Source organism: Mycobacterium appelbergii, from assembly GCF_032883035.1.
In the GTDB taxonomy this organism is placed as follows: Bacteria; Actinomycetota; Actinomycetes; order Mycobacteriales; family Mycobacteriaceae; genus Mycobacterium; species Mycobacterium appelbergii.
Window position 1 is genome coordinate 170,713 of record NZ_JAMQTH010000015.1, and the last position, 16,868, is coordinate 187,580.

General features: G+C 67.0%; 15 protein-coding genes and 1 tRNA gene. 5 read left to right on the top strand and 11 right to left on the bottom strand.

What is annotated here, in order from left to right; all coding sequences use genetic code 11:
• Nucleotides 1–15 precede the first annotated feature (15 nt).
• The 8 genes from pth to M1247_RS29420 form a co-directional block, all read right to left on the bottom strand.
• On the bottom strand, nt 16–591 hold the full coding sequence (gene pth, locus M1247_RS29385; RefSeq protein ID WP_317159934.1) for an aminoacyl-tRNA hydrolase: 576 nt from the start codon (nt 589–591) through the stop codon (nt 16–18).
• A 6-nt stretch (nt 592–597) separates the two neighbouring features.
• A complete protein-coding gene (locus M1247_RS29390; RefSeq protein WP_317159935.1) occupies nt 598–1,245 on the bottom strand; it encodes a 50S ribosomal protein L25/general stress protein Ctc in 648 nt (215 codons plus the stop codon).
• 157 nt (nt 1,246–1,402) lie between these two features.
• The gene (locus tag M1247_RS29395) at nt 1,403–2,272 is read right to left on the bottom strand and encodes an oxidoreductase (RefSeq protein WP_317159936.1); all 870 of its coding nucleotides are present in this window, start codon (nt 2,270–2,272) and stop codon (nt 1,403–1,405) included.
• A 10-nt stretch (nt 2,273–2,282) separates the two neighbouring features.
• On the bottom strand, nt 2,283–2,939 hold the full coding sequence (locus M1247_RS29400) for an LpqN/LpqT family lipoprotein (RefSeq protein WP_317159937.1): 657 nt from the start codon (nt 2,937–2,939) through the stop codon (nt 2,283–2,285).
• Nucleotides 2,936–3,277, bottom strand: coding sequence for an arsenate reductase (glutaredoxin) (gene arsC, locus M1247_RS29405; RefSeq protein ID WP_317159938.1), 342 nt, complete (start codon nt 3,275–3,277; stop codon nt 2,936–2,938). The genes M1247_RS29400 and arsC overlap by 4 nt, the downstream gene beginning before the upstream one ends.
• Nucleotide 3,278: 1 nt before the next feature.
• Nucleotides 3,279–4,259, bottom strand: coding sequence for a ribose-phosphate diphosphokinase (locus tag M1247_RS29410; RefSeq protein WP_317159939.1), 981 nt, complete (start codon nt 4,257–4,259; stop codon nt 3,279–3,281).
• Nucleotides 4,260–4,359: 100 nt separating this feature from the next.
• Nucleotides 4,360–5,805 (bottom strand): bifunctional UDP-N-acetylglucosamine diphosphorylase/glucosamine-1-phosphate N-acetyltransferase GlmU, encoded by a 1,446-nt coding sequence (gene glmU / locus M1247_RS29415; RefSeq protein WP_317159940.1) that lies wholly within the window; start codon nt 5,803–5,805, stop codon nt 4,360–4,362.
• 80 nt (nt 5,806–5,885) lie between these two features.
• Nucleotides 5,886–5,957, bottom strand: a tRNA-Gln gene (locus tag M1247_RS29420).
• A gap of 87 nt (nt 5,958–6,044) precedes the next feature.
• Here M1247_RS29420 and M1247_RS29425 point away from each other — a divergent pair.
• Nucleotides 6,045–6,638, top strand: a complete 594-nt coding sequence (locus tag M1247_RS29425) for a TetR/AcrR family transcriptional regulator (protein ID WP_317160004.1) — start codon at nt 6,045–6,047, stop codon at nt 6,636–6,638.
• Nucleotides 6,639–6,641: 3 nt separating this feature from the next.
• Here the strand turns inward: M1247_RS29425 and lysA are convergent, their stop codons facing one another.
• Nucleotides 6,642–7,982, bottom strand: a complete 1,341-nt coding sequence (gene lysA / locus M1247_RS29430) for a diaminopimelate decarboxylase (protein WP_317159941.1) — start codon at nt 7,980–7,982, stop codon at nt 6,642–6,644.
• A 106-nt stretch (nt 7,983–8,088) separates the two neighbouring features.
• Here lysA and mfd point away from each other — a divergent pair, with 106 nt between their 5' ends.
• The 4 genes from mfd (at nt 8,089) to M1247_RS29450 (ending at nt 14,803) form a co-directional block, all read left to right on the top strand.
• Nucleotides 8,089–11,697, top strand: a complete 3,609-nt coding sequence (gene mfd, locus M1247_RS29435; RefSeq protein ID WP_317159942.1) for a transcription-repair coupling factor — start codon at nt 8,089–8,091, stop codon at nt 11,695–11,697.
• A gap of 261 nt (nt 11,698–11,958) precedes the next feature.
• Nucleotides 11,959–12,468, top strand: coding sequence for a hypothetical protein (locus tag M1247_RS29440; RefSeq protein WP_317159943.1), 510 nt, complete (start codon nt 11,959–11,961; stop codon nt 12,466–12,468).
• 155 nt (nt 12,469–12,623) lie between these two features.
• Entirely contained in the window at nt 12,624–13,712 is a 1,089-nt protein-coding gene (locus M1247_RS29445; protein WP_317159944.1) for a nucleoside triphosphate pyrophosphohydrolase, read from the top strand.
• A gap of 59 nt (nt 13,713–13,771) precedes the next feature.
• Nucleotides 13,772–14,803 carry a LacI family DNA-binding transcriptional regulator gene (locus M1247_RS29450; RefSeq protein ID WP_317159945.1) on the top strand — a complete coding sequence of 344 codons (1,032 nt, stop codon included), beginning with the start codon at nt 13,772–13,774 and terminating at the stop codon, nt 14,801–14,803.
• Nucleotides 14,804–14,828: 25 nt separating this feature from the next.
• On the opposite strand, the gene M1247_RS29455 is transcribed toward M1247_RS29450, so the two are convergent.
• Together M1247_RS29455 and M1247_RS29460 are read right to left on the bottom strand one after the other, a co-directional pair.
• The gene (locus M1247_RS29455) at nt 14,829–15,605 is read right to left on the bottom strand and encodes an enoyl-CoA hydratase/isomerase family protein (RefSeq protein WP_317159946.1); all 777 of its coding nucleotides are present in this window, start codon (nt 15,603–15,605) and stop codon (nt 14,829–14,831) included.
• Complete coding sequence (locus M1247_RS29460; protein WP_317159947.1) at nt 15,605–16,777, bottom strand: CaiB/BaiF CoA transferase family protein; 1,173 nt, start codon at nt 16,775–16,777, stop codon at nt 15,605–15,607. Before M1247_RS29460 ends, M1247_RS29455 begins: the two co-directional genes overlap by 1 nt.
• Nucleotides 16,778–16,868: the final 91 nt, after the last annotated feature.

A 16,868-nucleotide genomic window follows, 5' to 3' on the forward strand; every position in this document is an offset into this window, starting at 1 on the left:
CCGCGCAGGGGGAAATTACCAGGCGTGCACGGTGTTCTGGGCCGGCTCCAGGCCTTGGGCGATCAACAGCTCGGTGGCGTCGGCGGCCTGCTCGCAGATCGTCGGCACCTCGGCACGCTCGGCGGAACTGAAGTTCTCCAACACGAACGGGGCGGCATCTTTGCGTCCGGGTGGGCGTCCGACGCCGATTCGCACCCGCGCAAAAGCGTTGCTGCCCAACGACGCACCCACCGACCTCAGGCCGTTGTGGCCGGCGACCCCGCCACCGAACTTCAGCCTGATGCGGCCGAAGTCGATGTCGAGCTCATCGTGGATGACCACCACCTCGGCAGGCGGCACCGAATAGAACTTGGCGAGCGGGCCGACCTGGCGGCCTGACTCGTTCATGTAGCACCGCGGTTTGGCCAGCACGACCGGTCGTCCGGCCAGCTGCCCCGTTACCACCTCGGCGCCGGATTTCTTGTGCACCTTGAAGGCCGAGCCGATACGCGCGGCCAACAGGTCGGCCACCATGAACCCGACGTTGTGCCGGGTCTTGGCGTAGGTGGGCCCGGGATTTCCCAGGCCCACCACAAGCAACGGCTCGGCCATCGAGAATTACTCGGAGGACTCTTCGGCGGCCTCGGCAGCAGGCTCGGCGGCGGGCGCCTCGGCCCCTTCGCCGGCCCCTTCGCCTTCCATCTCCGCGGCGGTCGGGGCTGCGACGATGTTGACCACCAGCACCTCGGGATCCGAGATCAGGGTGACACCCTTGGGCAGCTCGATCTGGCTCGCGGAGATCTGGGTACCTGCCTCGATGCCCTCGATCGACACGGTGAGCTGCTCGGGGATGGACAGGAGGTCGGCCTCGATCTCGAGGGAGTTGGCGTCCTGGGTGACCAGGGTGCCCGGCTGCGCGTCACCTTCGAGGACGACGTTGACCTCGACGGTCACCTTCTCGCCGCGCTTCACGACGATCAGGTCGGCGTGCTGGATGGTGCGCCGGATCGGGTGGATCTCCAGAGCCTTGGTCAGCGCCAGCTGCTCGGTGCCCTCGACGTCCAGCGTCAGCACCGCGTTGGTGCCGGACTTACGCAGCACGGCGGCGAACTCGCGGGCGGCGAGCTCCAGGTGCTGGGGGTCGGTGCCGTGGCCGTACAGCACGGCGGGCACCTTGCCGTCACGACGGGCCTGGCGCGATGCGCCCTTGCCGGTGCGGGTACGCACCGCGGCGGTCAGCTTGTTGGGGGCCGAATTCTTGGCCATTGTGTTGCTCCTCATCCTGGCGGTCAAAACATTCAGCACGGCCAGGGCTGCAACAACTAGTGAAAATTGTTCCCGTCGATAACGGTGGCCCGACAGTGGGCCACCCTCGCCGTGATGCCAGGTGAGGGTAGCAAAAGGTACTGCCCCCAGCAAAAATCTAGAGTGGGTAGACGGTATCGGTGAGCTGCTCGGACAGTTCCCACAGCGCTCGGGCAGTGTCCGCCCGGCGGGCCCGCGGGCTGCGACCGACGGGCTGGCTGGGACCGAACTGCCCAAAGCGTGGCCCGATGAAGCTGTCGCCCGGCACATCCTGGGACACCGCGTACAGGGTCTGGCGGGCGCCGAATGCGGCATCGGTGGCCAGCCGGTTGCCTGCGGTCGCCAGCTTGGACCCCAACCGGTTGCCGCTGTGGCCCTGCAGGTTGGTGGCCGAATAGCCGGGGTGGGCGGCCACTGCCAGCACCGGCGAGCCGGAGGCCGTCAGCCGTCGCTGCAGCTCGCTGGTGAACAGCAGGTTGGCCAGCTTGGACTGGCCGTAAGCGCGCCACGCGGAGTACGGCCGCGACTTCCAGTTCAGATCCTGCAGGCTGAGGTATCCGATCCAGTGCATCAGCGACGACACCGTGACCACCCGTTCGGAGACCTTGGGCAGCAGCAGATTGGTCAGCGTGAAATGGCCCAGGTGGTTGGTGCCGATCTGGCTTTCGAATCCCTCGGCGGTCCGCGACAGCGGTACCGCCATGATGCCGGCGTTGTTGACCAGCACATCGACGGTCTCCACGGTGTCGGCGAACTCGCGCACCGAGTCCAGGCTCTGCAGATCCAGCTTGCGGACCTCGACCGTCCCGCCGGTCATGGTGGCCGCCGCGGCAGTGCCCTTGTCCAGGTTGCGGACGGCGACGATGACCTTCGCGCCCACCCGCGCGAGCTCACGTGCGGTGATCAGTCCCAGGCCGCTGTTGGCGCCGGTGACGACGACGGTGCGGCCGGTGAAGGAGGGCAGGTCGGACGCGGTCCATTCGCTCATACCGCTCACCCTACTTAGCGACGACGTTGAACCCTGCGATGATCGATTCGATGTCTTTGGCCTGGGCTTCGGCTTCGTCGGCGAACGTCGTGACCGTGAGTTGCACCAGGTAGCGCTGCGGAGGCTTCAGGTTGTCACTGGGGATGACGATGCGGTTGTAGCTCTGCATCCGCCGACCGTTGAGGTCGTAGGAACCTTCGATCATGGCCGACGGGAAACCGTGCCAATCCGCGGTGGAGGCATTGAGCTGCTTGAAGTTCTCCGAGAGCTGCGCATCGGCATAGCCGTGGTCCTTGATGGCCGCCGCCACGTCGAAATCGCCGTGCAGGGTGAAGGCCAACAGCATCGCGGTCGGGTAGGTGTCGCCCTTGGCGATCATCCGGGTGCCCGGGGCCAGGTTCGGGTTGACGTAGTCATGCCAGCCGGCCGGGGTGGGCATGGTGATGGTCAGCTCGGGGATCTTCTCCGGTGCGACCGGCTCGCCCTCGACGCCGACGCTCTCCAGATAGCGCGAGATCGGCACCGGCGCCTCGCCACTGGTCGGCGGGGCGGTCGTGGTGGAGCTGGTGGTCCAGATCGACTTGTAGTCAGGGGTTTCGGCACCGCATCCGGACAGCAGCAGGGCCAGCGCGGTCGAGGTCACCGCAGCGGCCCGCAGTCGGTTCACAGAATCTCGCGCACCGCGTCGATCGGCCGGGCCAAGCGCGTGCCCTTGGCGGTGACGACGAACGGGCGCTCGATCAGGATCGGATTCTGCGCCATGGCGTCGAGCAGCTCGTCGTCCGAAGCGTCAGCCAATTGCAGTTCGGAGTAAAGGGATTCGCGCTTGCGGACCGCGGTGCGCACATCGATGCCCGCGTCGGCGATCATCTTCTTCAACTCCGCCCGCGTCGGCGGAGTCTTCAGGTACAGCACAACCTCTGGTTCGATACCGTTGTCGCGCAACAGGTCCAGCGTCTTGCGGGAGGTGCTGCACTTCGGATTGTGGTAGATACGCTCCGTCACGCTAAGCCGATCCGTCGAACAGGCCGGTGACCGAGCCGTTCTCGAACACCGCGCGGATGGTGCTGGCCAGCAGCGGTGCGATCGACAACACGGTCAGCTGCGGGAACTGCTTGTCCTCGGTGATCGGCAGGGTGTTGGTGACGATCACTTCCCTGGCACCGCACTCGGCGAGCCGCTGCGGGGCCGGGTCGCTCAGCACGCCGTGGGTAGCGGCGATGACGACATCCTTGGCGCCGTCCTCACGCAGCAGGTTGACCGCGCCTGCGATGGTGCCGCCGGTATCGATCATGTCGTCGGTGAGGATGCAGGTCTTGCCCTTCACGTCGCCGACGACGCGGTTGGACTTCACCTGGTTGGGCACCAGGGGGTCACGGGTCTTGTGGATGAAGGCCAGCGGAACGCCACCGAGCGCGTCGGCCCATTTCTCGGCCACTCGCACGCGGCCCGAGTCGGGGGAGACCACCACCATGTCGGCCCCGGCATAGTTCTCCCCGATGTAGCCGCACAGCAGCGACTGTCCGCGCATGTGATCGACCGGTCCGTCGAAGAAGCCCTGGATCTGATCGGTGTGCAGGTCGACCGACACGATGCGGTCCGCGCCTGCGGTCTTGAGCAGATCGGCGACCAGCCGGGCCGAGATCGGTTCACGGCCGCGGTGCTTCTTGTCCTGGCGCGCGTACGGGTAGAACGGCACGATCGCGGTGATGCGCTTGGCGCTGCCACGCTTGAGCGCGTCGATCATGATCAACTGCTCCATCAACCACTGGTTGAGGGGAGCAGGGTGCGATTGCAGGACGAATGCGTCGCACCCGCGCACCGATTCGTCGAAGCGCACGAAGATCTCGCCGTTGGCGAAGTCCCGCGCAGTTTGCGCGGTCACGTGAACATCAAGTTCCTTGGCGACCTGTTCTGCCAGCTCGGGGTGCGCGCGCCCCGAGAACAGCATCAGGTTCTTTCGGTTGTCGGTCCAGTCCGTGGCCACTATGGCTGCCTTCGCGGTCGGGGATCGATACGGGGCAATCGTACGTAGCCTTGCGGGCCGCCCGTTGCCGGGTTACCAGAATGCCAACGAAAAGAGTCGGCTATGGGTTTTCCCGGGCAGCTTTTGCTGCCCTGGCCGCCGCGGTGCCCGGCCTTTTCCGTTCCACCCAGCCCTCGATGTTGCGTTGCGCGTTGTCCGAGACGGCCAGCGCGCCGGGCGGCACGTCGTCGCGCAACACGGTACCGGCGCCGGTGTAGGCGCCGTCGCCGACGGTGACCGGCGCGACGAACATGGTGTCCGAGCCGGTGCGCACGTGGGAGCCCACCGTGGTGCGGCGCTTGTTCTCGCCGTCGAAGTTCACGAACACGCTGGAGGCGCCGATGTTGCTCTGTTCGCCGATGTCGGCGTCGCCGACATAGGTCAGGTGCGGCACCTTGGTGCCGTCACCGATGGTGGAGTTCTTGGCTTCGACGAACGCGCCGAGCTTGGCGTCGGCGCCCAGCACCGTGCCCGGGCGCAGGTAGGTGAACGGGCCGACCGTGGAACCCGTGCCGATCGTCGACTGGCCGCCGTGGGTGCGCACCACCGATGCGGCGTCCCCGACGGTGACGTCGGCCAGCGTGCTGTCCGGGCCGATCTGGCATTTCGCGCCGATGGCGGTGGTGCCGAGCAGCTGGGTGCCCTGGTAGACCACGGTGTCGTGGCCGATCGTGACGCCGACGTCGATCCAGGTGGTGGCCGGGTCGACGATCGTCACCCCGGACCGCTGGTGGGCCGCGATCAGGCGGCGGTTGAGTTCGGCGCCGAGCGCGGAGAGCTGCACCCGGTCGTTGATGCCTGCCACCAGCGCACTGTCGTCGACGTGCCTGGCGCGTACCGTGCGGCCGTCCTGGCGCAGGATCGCGACGACGTCGGTGAGGTACAGCTCGTGCTGGGCGTTGTTAGAGCGCAACCGGCTCAGCGCCGAGCGCAGGTCGGCGATGTCGAACGCGTACACCCCGGCGTTGACCTCGCGGATGGACCGTTGTGATTCGCTGGCGTCGGACTGCTCGACGATGCCGATGACCTCGTTGTCCTGCGTGCGCAGAATGCGGCCGTAGCCCGTCGGGTCGGCCAGCGTGGTGGTCAGCACCGTGGCGGCGGCCGTCTCGCTGCTGTGCCCGGCGATGAGTTCGGCCACGGTGGCCGCGTCGAGCAGCGGAACGTCACCGGAGGTCACCACCACGGTGCCTGCGAAGTCGTCGGGCAGCGCCGTCAAACCGCAGCCCACCGCGTGGCCGGTGCCCAGCTGCTGGTCCTGGACGGCGATGTCGATGGTGCGGCCGAGCTCGTCGGCGAGTTCCTCGACCGCGGGCACGATGCGGTCACGGTCATGGCCGAGCACGACCACCAGATGCTGGGCCGTCACCTCGGCCGCGGTGTGTACGGCGTGGGCGAGCATGCTGCGCCCGCCCAGGGTGTGCAGCACCTTGGGGGTGTCCGAGCGCATCCGGGTTCCGGCCCCGGCGGCCAACACCACGACCGCGGCCTCGGTAGACACAGTCATTCGGCCTCCTGACGTCCGAGCGGGCGGTTTCCTCTAGCGGCTCGCCGGTCATGCGGGCATTCGCACAATCGCGATAAGAGCTCCGTCGCCAGGACTCGAACCTGAACTATCTGAACCAAAATCAGAGGTGCTGCCGATTACACCACGACGGACTGATCAATCGGTGACTCTAGTCGAAGCCCGATAGGCTGATCAGCGTGGCAGCACCCGAAAAGGAAGTGCGTGCACCCCGCGCCAGGATGACCGGCAGTGAACGGCGACAACAGCTCATCGAGGTCGCCAAGTCGCTGTTCGCCCAGCGCGGGTACGACGGCACCTCGATCGAGGAGATCGCGCAGCGCGCCAACGTCTCCAAACCCGTCGTCTATGAGCATTTCGGCGGCAAGGAAGGGCTGTACGCCGTGGTCGTCGACCGCGAGATGTCGGCCCTGCTGGACGGCATCACCTCGTCACTGACCAACAACCGCTCCCGGGTGCGTGTGGAACGGGTGGCGCTGGCCCTGCTCACCTACGTCGAGGATCGCACCGACGGTTTCCGCATCCTGATCCGCGATTCGCCGGCGGCGATCACCTCGGGCACCTATTCGACGTTGCTCAACGACGCGGTCGGCCAGGTGGCCTCGATCCTGGCCGGTGATTTCTCCCGGCGTGGGCTGGACCCCGAACTGGCGCCGCTGTACGCCCAGGCTCTCGTCGGGTCGGTGTCGATGACCGCACAATGGTGGCTTGACGTGCGCGAGCCCAAGAAAGAGGTGGTGGCCGCGCACCTGGTCAACCTGATGTGGAACGGGCTGACGCACCTGGAGGCCGATCCGCACCTCGAAGGCGACTGAGCTTCACCCGCAATCGCGCGTCAACAGGTCAGCCGTCGTTTCGCGACGGACCAGCACCCGGGCGCGGCCGTCGCGCACCGCGACCACCGGCGGGCGGCCGACCATGTTGTATGTCGAGGCCATGCTGTGGTGATAGGCCCCGGTGCAGGCCACGGCCAGCAGGTCACCGGGACGCAGGTCGGCGGGCAGTTCGGCGTCGCGCACGATCTCGTCGCCGGCCTCGCAGTGTCGGCCCGCCACGGTGACCGTCTGGGTGGGCCCGATGGGATGGCGATTGGCCAGTGCCACCGAATATTTCGCACCGTAGAGGGCAACCCGGGGGTTGTCGCTCATCCCGCCGTCCACCGCGACGAAGCGCCGCCCGCCGGCCTGGGCTTTCACCCCGCACACCCGGTACAGCGTCACACCGGCCCGCCCGCTGATGGCACGGCCGGGTTCGACGACGACGCGCGGCCGCGGGAACCGCTCGGCGGCACAGGCCGATTCGACGGCATCCTCGACGGTGTCGGCCAACGCGTCGAGGCTCAGCGTCGGATCGCCGGAAACGTACGGGACGCCGTGCCCGCCACCGATGTTCAATTCACTGAGCACGACACCGTGGGTGCTGCGGATATCGGCCATGGCAGCGATCAGCCGGCCGATGGCCTCGCGGTAGCAGTCCGGATCGCTGATCTGCGAACCGATATGGCAGTGCAGGCCGACCAGCTCGAGCCGGGCGGTGGCCAGCACGCGGGCTGCGGCCTCGGCGGCGTGTCCACCCGCCAGCGTGAAACCGAACTTCTGATCGCACACGCCGGTGGTGACGGCCCGATGTCCCCGGATGTCGACGTCGGGCGTCACCCGGATCAGCACCTGCTGGGGCATGCGCGCCAAACCGGCCAGGTAGGTGATCTCCATCGGGGAGTCCAACACGATCCGCCCGACCCCGGCATCGACCGCTTCGTGCAGCTCATCGTGGGACTTTGCATTGCCGTGCAGCACGATCCGCCCCGGCGCCACCCCACCGGCCAGCGCGGTCGCCAGCTCAGCGGCCGAACAGACATCCACGCCGAGGCCTTCCTCGGCGGCCCAGTGCGCCACCGCCGTGGTCAACAGTGCCTTGCCCGCGTAGACCACCTCGGCCCCGCGCATCGCGGTGCGGTAGTGCTGGGCGCGGCGCCGGAAGTCGGCTTCGTCGACGACGTAGGCCGGGGTGCGGAACTGGTCGGCGATGTCGGTCATCGCCACCCCGCCGATCGTGATCCGGCCCTGATCGTCCACGTGCGTGGTGAGTGGCCAGATCGCCGGATCGAGTCGCGGGGTGGTGGCAGTGCGCAGGGACGGCAGGATCTCCAGCAAGGTCATGACTTCACCGTGGACCGTGCCAGGGGCGCAGGAAGTCGCCCTGACGGCTCCTTAACGGAACCGGCCCCAATCTTGACGCGGCGACACGCCTTAGAATGGGCACATCATGACCGCACCGGGGCACCTTTATGTCCAGACCCCGATTGCGGGTCTCGTTGAACTGGCCTTGGCCGATCCCTGTCTGCAGGACGTCACGCGTCGTGCCGCGGACCGGCCCACCGATCTTGCACTGGTCGGACCGGCCAGCGCCCGCTTTCTGGTGGCGACCGCAATCGCGCGGACCGGCCCACTGCTCGTCGTCACCGCGACAGGCCGGGAGGCCGACGATCTGACCGCAGAACTGCGCGGCGTGCTCGGTGATGCCGTCGCGCTGTTCCCGTCCTGGGAGACTCTGCCCCATGAGCGGCTGTCACCGGGGGTGGAGACCGTCGGTGCCCGGCTGCTGCTGTTGCGCAGGCTGGCCCACCCCGACGATGCGACGCTCGGCCCGCCACTGCAGGTGGTGGTCACCACCACCCGCTCGCTGCTGCAGCCCATGGCCCCCGACGTCGTCGACATCGAACCCGTCACGCTGACCGTCGGCGCCGAAGCCGACTTCGACGCCCTGATTGCGCGGTTGGTCGACCTCGCCTACACCCGCGTCGACATGGTCGGCAAGCGCGGTGAGTTCGCGGTCCGCGGCGGCATCATGGACCTGTTTCCGCCGACCGCCGAGCATCCGGTGCGCGTCGAGTTCTGGGGCGACGAAATCTCCGAGATGCGGATGTTCGCGATCGCCGACCAGCGGTCGATCCCGGAGATCGCCGTCGAGTCCGTGGTGGCCGTCCCGTGCCGCGAGCTGTTGATGACCGCCGAGGTGCGCAGCCGGGCGGCGGTGCTCGCCAAGGAGCACCCGACCCACGAGAACAGCGTCCCGGGCAGCGTGCCGGACATGCTGGCCAAGCTCTCCGAGGGCATACCCGTCGACGGTATGGAGGCGCTGCTGCCATTGCTGCACCCGGGTGTGCCGACGACGCTGGTGCGCCATCTGCCCGCCGATGCGCCGGTATTGGTGTGCGACCCGGAGAAGGTGCGCAGCCGGGCGGCCGACCTGATCAAGACCGGCCGCGAGTTCCTGGAAGCATCGTGGTCTACGGCGGCGGTCGGCGGGGACATGCCGATCGACATCGAGGCGATGGGTGCGTCCGGGTTCGTCCCGTTCGACGAGGCCCGCGAAGCCGCGCGCTCCGGGGGCCACCCGTGGTGGACGCTTTCGCAGCTTTCCGACGGCACCGCAACCGAACTCGACATCCGTGCGGCGCCTTCGGCACGCGGACAGCAGCACAACGTCGAAGAGATCTTTGCGATGCTGCGCGCTCACGTCGCGACCGGTGGCTACGCGGCCGTCGTCACCCCCGGCGCAGGCACCGCGCAACGTATCGTCGAACAGCTCGGCGAATCAGACACCGCGGCAACGATGTTGGAGCCCGGCGCGGCGCCTAGCGCTGGTGTCGTCGGGGTGCTCAAAGGCCCACTGCACGACGGCGCCGTACTGCCCGGCGCGAACCTGGTCATCATCACCGAGACCGACCTGACCGGTAACCGGGTGACGGCGTCGGAGGGCAAAAAGCTTGCGGCCAAACGCCGTAACGTCGTCGACCCGCTGGCGCTGACCGCGGGTGACCTGGTGGTGCACGACCAGCACGGCATCGGCCGGTTCGTGGAGATGACCGAGCGGGTGGTCGGTGGCGCCCGCCGCGAATACCTGGTGCTGGAGTATGCCTCGGCCAAACGCGGCGGCGGGTCCGACCGGCTCTACGTCCCGATGGATTCGTTGGATCAGCTGTCCCGCTACGTCGGCGGCGAGGCGCCGTCACTCAGCCGCCTTGGTGGCAGCGACTGGGCCAACACGAAAACCAAAGCCCGGCGCGCAGTTCGGGAGATCGCCAGTGAACTCGTGGCGCTGTACGCCAAGCGGCAGGCCGCGCCGGGGCACGCCTTCGGCCCGGACACGCCGTGGCAGGCCGAGATGGAAGACGCGTTCGGGTTCACCGAGACGATGGACCAGATGACCGCGATCACCGAGGTCAAATCCGATATGGAGAAGCCGGTTCCGATGGACCGGGTGATCTGCGGCGACGTCGGTTACGGCAAGACCGAGATCGCGGTCCGGGCCGCCTTCAAGGCCGTGCAGGACGGCAAGCAGGTCGCCGTGCTGGTGCCGACGACGCTGCTGGCCGATCAGCACCTGCAGACCTTCACCGCCCGGATGGCCGGGTTCCCGGTGACGGTGAAGGGGTTGTCGCGGTTCACCGATCCGACCGAATCCCGCGCGGTGCTCGAAGGTATGAAAGACGGTTCGGTCGACATCGTGATCGGCACGCACCGGCTGCTGCAGACCGGGGTGACCTGGAAAGACCTGGGCCTCATCGTGGTTGACGAAGAGCAGCGGTTCGGCGTCGAGCACAAGGAGCACATCAAGTCGATGCGCACCCACGTCGACGTGCTGACCATGAGCGCCACCCCGATCCCGCGGACGCTGGAGATGAGCCTGGCCGGCATCCGGGAGATGTCGACGATCCTCACCCCGCCCGAGGAGCGTTACCCCGTGCTGACCTACGTCGGTCCGCACGACGACAAACAGGTGGCGGCCGCGCTACGCCGCGAACTGCTGCGTGACGGACAGGTGTTCTACATCCACAATCGGGTCCGCACCATCGACCAGGCCGCGGCCAAGGTCCGTCAGATGGTTCCCGAGGCGCGGGTGGTGGTCGCGCACGGCCAGATGAACGAGGAGGCCCTGGAGCGCACCGTCGAGGGCTTCTGGAACCGGGAGTACGACATCCTGGTCTGCACCACGATCGTCGAGACCGGGCTGGACATCTCCAACGCCAACACGCTGATCGTGGAGCGGGCCGACACCTTCGGGCTCTCCCAGCTGCACCAGCTGCGCGGCCGTGTCGGCCGGAGCCGCGAACGCGGCTACGCCTACTTCCTGTATCCGCCCGAGGTGCCCTTGACGGAGACGGCCTATGACCGGCTGGCCACCATCGCCCAGAACAACGACCTCGGCGCGGGTATGGCGGTGGCCATGAAAGACCTCGAGATCCGCGGGGCGGGCAACGTGCTGGGCGCCGAGCAGTCCGGCCACGTCGCCGGCGTCGGATTCGACCTGTACGTCCGGCTGGTCGGTGAGGCGGTGGAGGCTTACCGGGCGGCCGCCGACGGCAAAACCATTGCCACACCGGAGGAACAGAAGGACGTCCGAATCGATCTACCGGTCGACGCCAACCTGCCGCCGGACTACATCCCCAGCGACCGGCTCCGATTGGAGGGTTACCGACGGCTGGCCTCGGCCACCGATGAAGCTGCCGTCGAAGCGGTCGTCGACGAACTCATCGACCGGTACGGTGCGCTGCCCGAGCCGGCGGAGCGCCTGGTGGCCGTTGCGCGGCTGCGGTTGTTGTGCCGCGAATACGGCATCACCGAGATCGGCGCGGTATCCGCGTCGACGCTGCGGTTGTCGCCGTTGGTCCTGCCCGATTCCGCGCAGCTACGGCTCAAGCGGCTCTACCCCGGCGCGCACTACCGGGCCACGACGTCGACGGTGCAGGTGCCGATCCCGCGCGCCGGTGACGGCGTGGGATCGCCGCGCATCCGCGATCTTGAACTGGTGGCGATGGTCACCGGTCTGGTGTCGGTGCTCAAAGGACAACCCGCGCCGGCAGCGACCTGACCGCGAAATTTATTTTTCGGCCTTATCGCCTGGTGGTGGCGGTTTTCGTGGCCCCGGCAGCGCTCGAATCCGGCTGCGCTGATAACGCGCCCCGGTTGGCATTCGACATACACGCGGGGGGGTCAAGGTATTGCAGTGTCGTCGTGAGATGAGGCGGCAAGATCGTCGGCCATAGGGCGGTCATGCAATTTCCCAACCGAACATCACGCGATTGCCACCGATTGGTGTGCCCTCGCGGTGACGCAAGGAGAAGGAGTGACCATGAACATGAAGAAGTTCGCAGTGACCACGACCACAGTGGGTGCACTGGGACTCGGCGCGCTTGGCCTCGGCACAGGTCTCGCACAAGCCGAGCCGAATGTGCCCCAGCCGCCTCCGGTTCCCGCTCCGGGTGTGAATGTTCCTGATGTGAACGTGCCGGGTGTGAACGTTCCTGATGTGAACGTGCCGAGTGTGAACGTTCCTGATGTGAACGTGCCGAGTGTGAACGTTCCGGACGTAAACGTGCCGGATGTGAACGCCCCGGACGTGGACCTGCCGACCGTGCAGTTTCCCGAGTTGAACAACTTCTTCCGGCTGCCAAATGAGCAGATCGCGCCCGGTCAGCTGAAGAATTCACCGGTCATCAACGGCGTGACCAATCCGTTCTTCGGCATTTCGCCCGGCCAGCTGCAGAAGATGCCGACGGTGAACGGGGTCGCCAACCCGTTCTTCGATGAGACGCCGGGTCACTGGGTGATCCCGGACGACCAGTTCCCGCCGGAGTCCTGAATCAGTCGAATGTGACATGATGGCCGCCTTGCCTTCGGGCAGGGCGGCCATCCCACGTGGGACGACGCGGTGACGACCAGGCGTGTCGAGGTCCGCCGACGTATTGGTATAACCGAGATCAGCGGTCTCGTCGAAATGCGTGAGGGAGTGGCCCGATGACGGTCGTACTGGTCGACCCACGTCGCCCGTCACTGATCCCGGTCGACGCGATCGATCTGCTCGCCGGCGACGTGCAGTACACCGAGGAAATGCCGGTCAAGGTGCCCTGGTCGCTGCCGGCGGCGCGGCCCGCCTATGACGGTGAAGATGCGCCCGTACTGCTGTCCTCGGATCCCGAGCATCCGGCCGTGAAGGCCCGGCTCGCCGCAGGCGCCCGGCTGATCGCCGCGCCGGCCGCACAGCCCGGCGAACGGGTGGTCGACGCGGTGGCGATGATGGACAAGTTGCGCACCGCCGGCCCTTGGGAGAGCGAGCAGACCCACGACTCGCTGCGGCGCTACCTGCTGGAGGAAACCTACGAGGTGTTCGACGCGGTCCGCGGCGGCAATGCCGACGAGCTGCGCGAAGAGCTCGGAGATGTGCTGCTGCAGGTGCTGTTTCACGCCCGTATCGCCGAAGACGCACCTCAGCACCCGTTCAGCATCGACGACGTCGCCGACGCTCTGGTCCGCAAGCTCGGCAATCGGGTGCCGGCAGTGCTTGCGGGTGAATCGGTTTCACTCGACGAGCAGCTCGCCCAGTGGGAAGAGCGCAAGGCGCAGGAGAAACTGCGGAAGGCCGGCAATTCGGTGGTGTCGTCGATGGACGATGTGCCGACGGGTCAGCCGGCGCTGGCGTTGGCGCAGAAGGTCATATCCCGTGTCGCACAGGCCGGCCTGCCCGCGGACCTGGTTCCCGAGGCACTCACGTCGATCACCGTGACGGCCGAATCCGATGCCGAGAACGACCTGCGCACAGCCGTACTGGAATTCATGGACACGGTGCGGCGGGTCGAGGTCGACGTCGCCGCGGGCCGTCGCGGTGAGGATGTTCCCGAGGAACTCGACATCGCGCCACTCGGCACGATCACCGAGGAAGAGTGGCGGGACTACTGGCCTTCGTCGGCGGTGCCGACCGATGGTGACGGCGACGACGCGCCCGAGCCGAACGCGGACGAGCCTGTCGAGGTCGAGGTCGAGGTCGAGGTCGAGGCCGATGAACCCGAGCCTGTCGAGGTCGAAGATGATACGGACCAGGCTGACTGAGGCGACTCAAGCCCAAGCTGCCGTCGCCGGGTGTGAATTCACCGCATAGCATTGCTGGCATGGGGACCCTCGATGACGTCGCACGCGCCGCAGGCGTCTCCAAATCCGTGGCTTCGCGCGCCCTGACCGGCGATGCGCAGGCGCGGATGAGCGAGGCGACGCGGGCGCGGGTGCTCGCGGCCGCTGAACAGCTCGATTACGTGCCCAATGCGCGGGCCCGTGCGCTTCGTCAGTCTCGCTCCGGTGCAATCGGTCTCATCGTGCCGGACGTCAACAATGCCGTGTTCGCCGACATGCTCGCCGGCGTGCAGAGCGCGACCGCAGCCCATGGCACCGACGTACTGCTCGGCCAGGTCGACGTGCCGCCCGCGGGGGCGCAGCAGCTGTCGCGCCTGGTGCGCGAAGGACGCGTGGATGGTCTGTTGATCCAGCGTCGTGAAGATTTCGACGACGCCATGCTGGCCGCTGTGCTGAAGCCGGGCGTGCCGGCGATCACGATCAACTCCCGCCTTCCGGATCGGAGGGGATCGGTGATCCTGGACGACGAACGCGGCTCGGCGATGGCCACCGAACACGTTATCGGACTGGGGCATCGGCACATTGCGTTCATCTCGGGCACCCAGGCACACGACACCGCGAGACGACGTAAGAAGGGCTACCTCGACGCGATGGCAGCCGCCGGGCTGACCCCTGACCCGCGATGGGTGGTCGATGCCGGGTGGGAAGCCGACGCGGGCGCACATGCCTTCGGGTGCCTGCATCGCGATTCCGGGCTGGGCGTCGCCGGCGGGCCGACGGCCGTTGTCGTGGCGAGTGTCAACGCGGCTGTCGGGGCCCTGGCAGCCGCACTCCGGCTGGGTATTCCGGTACCCGAGGACCTCTCGATCATCGGTATCAACACCACGTGGGTCTCGGACACGGTGTACCCGGCGCTGACGACGGTGCGGCTACCGCTACGGCGTCTCGGGGAGTTGGCCACGACGATGCTGCTGAACCATCTCGGCGGTGCCCCCCTGGAGGACATCGTTGTCGACGACCCCGCGCCGGAGCTGGTGATCAATGAGACGACGGCGCCTCGTGCAGGCGCCTGACGTCTCGATCGACCGGGACTGCGGGTCAGCGAGCGAAGTTCGCGGGCCGCTTCTCGACGAACGCGTTGACGCCTTCGACCCCGTCTGCCGAGGTGAATAGCCGCATCAGCGTCGTCCGCTCGTCGCCGTAGGCCAATGCCCGCTCGGCCCCCGAGACCATTTCTTTCGTTGCGGCCAGCGCGGTCGCCGACGATTGCGCCAGTTGACGGGCCACCTCGAGCGCGCGATCCAGGCTCTGGCCCGCCGGCACAACCTCGTTCACCAGGCCAAGTGCCTCGGCGTCTGACGCGATCAAGCGCTGCTGAAGCATGATGAGCTGCTTGGCCTTTCGGCTGCCCACCTGTGCCGCCAACCGCTGCGTGCCGCCCCATCCGGGAATCAGACCCAGCGATACCTCGGGCAGTCCGAGTTTGGCCGTCTCGCCGGCGATGACGAGGTCAGCGGCCAGCGCCACCTCGAAACCTCCGCCGAGCGCCATGCCCTCCACGGCGGCAATGACCGGGATGGGCACCGTGCTGATCGTCTCGACAAGTACCCCCGCGGCGCGCGTGAGTTCACCGATCTCGGCCTGAGTGCCGGATTCGTACACCGCGATATCGGCTCCGGCGCAGAAGAAGTCGCCCCCACTGAGCACGATGACCCGGGTGTCCTCCGCGCGTCCGTCGATCAAGCGCGTCAGCGATCGAACCATGTTCAGATCGAAGGCGTTGCGCTTTCTCGGACGGTTCAGCACCACCTGCAGGACCCCTGCCTCAGCAGAGCCCTCAAGCACGGACTGTTCGGCCTCCAGAGTTTCCGTCATCACTTGCTCACTTTCGCTTGTAGCCGGTTGATATCGGTTGCGCTGTAACCCAGCTCGGTGAGCACCGCGCGATTCGCGCTGCCCAGGTCGGGCGGCACGGTACGTACACCCGGTCGTTCGCCGTCGTAGAGCACCGGATGTCCGAGGAGTTTGACGGTTCCTGCCTTGGGATGGTCGATTTCGATCACCGATCTGTTGTGAGTGACCTGGGGGTCGTCGACTATCTCGGCATAGGTGTTGACCGGCGCGAACCAGATCTTGGCTGCGGCGAACACCGCGCTCCACTCCTGGGTGGTGCGTTCCACCATGTGCTTGGCGACCCGTTCGTTGACATCCTCGCGTCGCGCATACGACGAGTCTTCTCCGACGCCGAGGAACCAGTCATCCTCGAACACCGCCGCGAGCGCCTCCAGGGCATTCAACGACAGGGTGAGGTGCCCGTCGGAGGTCGTGAAAACCCCATACGGCGCTTTGTAATACGGCGACGAGACACCGCTGGTGCTGCGCTTACCGGTGAATCCGTTCAGGAAGTACGACAGTGGTTCGATCTGCAGATCGAGAGCGGCGCTGAGCAGGTTGCTCTCAACCCGCGTGCCACGGCCCGTACGTTCCCGGCCGTGCAATCCGGCGAGGATCCCGAACGCGCCGAGCACCGCACCATGCTGGTCGACCAGCGATGCACCCACCGGCGTCGGCGGACCGTCGGCCGCGCCCGTGGCCGCCGCGATGCCCGACATCGACTGCAGCAAGACATCCTGACCGGGGCGGTCCTTGTACGGGCCGTCGCTGCCGTAGCCCGACAATGAGCAGTAGACCAGCCGCGGGTTGCGGTCCCGCAGCCGCTCCCAGCCGAGACCCAGACGGTCCATCACACCCGGCCGGAAACTCTCGATCAGCACGTCGGCCTCGTCGGTCAGTCGCAGCACGACGTCGAGCCACTCCGGGTCCTTGAGGTCGACAACCACACTCTGGACGTTGCGGTTGCCGAGCAGGAAGAAGACGCTCTCGCCGTTGAGGTATGCGTCGGGCCCCGACCAGGAACGCTCGAACGCACCGGTCGGTGGTTCGACCTTGACGACTTGAGCGCCGAGATCGGCAAGCAGTTGGGTGGCGGACGGCCCCTGCAGAAAGTGCGTGAAGCTGACGACCCGGATCCCGTCGAGCATGGGCATCAGTGCCTCCTAAAAGACCTCGATTGGCGGTTGTACGGACGCTTCCGTCGACTGCATTAGAGCAAAGTGGACAATCGGTTGTCCAGCTTTT